We start from the raw sequence: 2,365 nt of genomic DNA on the forward strand, positions 1-2,365 counted from the left end.
GGATAATGAATAATTTTAATAATTAAAATTCGCTAAAAAAGTGTTCTTTTTTATCAAAAATATCTTAAATTAATTCTATAAAAATTAGAATTTTATTTGGTTAATATTTTTTTTATCTCATTTTCTAAATCTTCACCAAAAAGATTCGTATCTATAATATTTCCTTTTTCATCAACTAATACTGTTGATGGAATACTTTCTATTTGATACATTTTAGCAATTGGATCCTCCCATTGCTTCAAATTAGAAACATGATTCCAAGTTAATTGATCCTTATTAATGGCTTCTTTCCATTTTGTTAGATCTTTATCTAAAGATACGCTTATAATATTTAATCCTTTTGAATGCCATTTTTTATAAAGAGCCACTACATTTGGATTTTCTTTTCGACAAGGACCACACCAAGAAGCCCAAAAATCGATTAAAGTAACTTTTCCTAAAACCTCTTTTAAACTCAGTGTTTTACCATCAGGTGTTCTAGCACTAAAGTTAGGAGCCTTTTTAGTTACTTTATTTTTTTTTTTGTTCCTGCCATTGCTTTTTCAAAATCTTCTAATTGCTTTTTGATTTTTTTACCAGCGGTCGTTTCTTTTATATCATTTTCTAAAGCATCAAAAGATTTTTTAATCTTAACTATATCTGCATTTGGAGTATTAAAAAGTGTAGGAATTAATAATAATGATATGAATGATTTTGGATTTTCATTAATATACTTAGCCCCAGAAGTAATAAAATCTTCCTGAAATTTAGAAAACTCTGTATTTAATTTTTGCATTGTAACAGAATCATTTACTTTCTGAGCTTCTTCCATTTTTGCCATGTTTTCTTTTTGAAACGACATCATACGCTTAGATATTCCCATCATTTCTGTATTGTACTTAATCAATTCATCGTTATTATAAGTACCTCCAACTTTAGCCAATGGAATGCTGTCTTTATTAATTTTTGCTGTTATATTTCCTTTCTCTAAAATAAAAACGAAACCTCCTTGTTGATTTTCAATAGAAACCATGTGTACTTGCGGTTCTTTTGCTTCACCTTCAAAAACGAATTTACCTTTTTCTATTTTTGCTGTATCAATAGCTACAGGCATACCTGTATTTTCATCTTGTTTTTGTAAAAACACTTTTGTACCATCTTTTAAGCCATTGATTTCTCCTTCAAATTTAAATCCATTACCAATTATACCATTACATGCAATAGATAAGGTTATTAAACTGATTCCTAAAATTTTTTTCATCTGTATGTATTTGTTAATAATATAAAGAACTATAAAATAGTTTTACTAATTTTGAACCACAAAAATAACCTTTTTGTAGTTATATAAATCATTTTTAAGTTTTATTTAAAATTTTGAAGAAAACAAATTCTAAATATTATCCTAAGATAAATTCACTCAAAAAAACTTTTTGTGTATTTACTGAGGTTCCCCATTCATCTGTTTCTTGCTTAACACCTGATTTTATAAGTAAATCAGGCAGCAAATATTTTTATATAGAAAAAGGTATTTATAGATTATCCAATCATTGGGGACGATTTGCAAATTCAAAGTGGCGATTAATAGATCAGGAGTTAGAACCTTCTAAATACAAATTAGGCTTTGCTACTTGGGATAGTTTTTTTCCAGATAATGAAATTGAAAAATTATATTATATCGATTGGGATCTAACACGTAACGAAATTCATTATCTGCATAAACAAACAAAAGATTACAATGGCTGTGCTATTTTAAGAACGAGTAAGGAAACTCAAAAAAGATTAAAAAATGCTCGTAATATTTTAAATCTTACGAATTGGGCAAAATATTTTGATGACGATATTACTATTTTAAGAGAAAAAATAATACATGATTTAATCTATACAGAACTAACCTTAGATGAAATAAAAAAGAAATACCTATGAGTCGTAAAAACGAAGAAAATATTCAAAAATTTAATAATAAACTTAAAAAAAACAAAGAAAAAAAAGAAAGTAAAAAAATTAAAAGAAAACACAAATTAAAAGAAATTATTAATAGTTTTTCTAAAAAAACAGAATCAAATATCATATAATTTATTTCATTTAAAAACAGAAAAAAATTAGGCATTTTTTTCTTACATAATTATCTTTTTATTAAATTTGAGAAAGGAATTGATTCATTCCTGCTTATAATTCTTAAATTCTATTGTCTCTTGTAAACGACATAATAAGTAATAAAAGTAAAATTATGGAGGATTTGGCCCAAAAAAGGACAATAAAAATAATAAGTATTATTTATTTTACTACAGCATTATTCTTTTTAACAAATGAAATCTTTAAAATAAATTCGATATTCTCCTATTTTGGACTATTACGTCTAATATCCTTACAAATACTCTATATATAC

Annotated in this window: 4 protein-coding genes; 2 read left to right on the plus strand and 2 right to left on the minus strand. The window is 25.3% G+C overall.

Annotation, left to right across the window (positions count from 1 at the left end; translation table 11 throughout):
- Positions 1-92: 92 nt before the first annotated feature.
- Entirely contained in the window at positions 93-458 is a 366-nt protein-coding gene (locus B0A78_RS11930) for a TlpA family protein disulfide reductase (RefSeq protein ID WP_225556221.1), read from the minus strand.
- Between the two features lie 47 nt (positions 459-505).
- Positions 506-1,240, minus strand: a complete 735-nt coding sequence (locus B0A78_RS11935; RefSeq protein ID WP_014164534.1) for a DUF4369 domain-containing protein — start codon at positions 1,238-1,240, stop codon at positions 506-508.
- Between the two features lie 113 nt (positions 1,241-1,353).
- Between B0A78_RS11935 and B0A78_RS11940 the strand changes: the two genes are divergently transcribed.
- Both B0A78_RS11940 and B0A78_RS14525 read left to right on the plus strand, forming a co-directional pair.
- The gene (locus B0A78_RS11940) at positions 1,354-1,902 is read left to right on the plus strand and encodes a hypothetical protein (protein ID WP_014164533.1); all 549 of its coding nucleotides are present in this window, start codon (positions 1,354-1,356) and stop codon (positions 1,900-1,902) included.
- Positions 1,899-2,051: a hypothetical protein gene (locus B0A78_RS14525; protein ID WP_097609702.1), complete on the plus strand. Its 153-nt coding sequence runs from the start codon at positions 1,899-1,901 to the stop codon at positions 2,049-2,051. Before B0A78_RS11940 ends, B0A78_RS14525 begins: the two co-directional genes overlap by 4 nt.
- Positions 2,052-2,365: the final 314 nt, after the last annotated feature.

Origin of the sequence: Flavobacterium columnare NBRC 100251 = ATCC 23463 (assembly GCF_002530675.1) — a bacterium.
In the GTDB taxonomy this organism is placed as follows: Bacteria; Bacteroidota; Bacteroidia; order Flavobacteriales; family Flavobacteriaceae; genus Flavobacterium; species Flavobacterium columnare.

Excerpts from the sequence above, each read along its gene's own strand:
- B0A78_RS11935 (WP_014164534.1), bottom strand. The coding sequence starts at position 1,240 with ATGAAAAAAATTTTAGGAATCAGTTTAATAACCTTATCTATTGCATGT.
- B0A78_RS14525 (WP_097609702.1), top strand. The coding sequence starts at position 1,899 with ATGAGTCGTAAAAACGAAGAAAATATTCAAAAATTTAATAATAAACTT.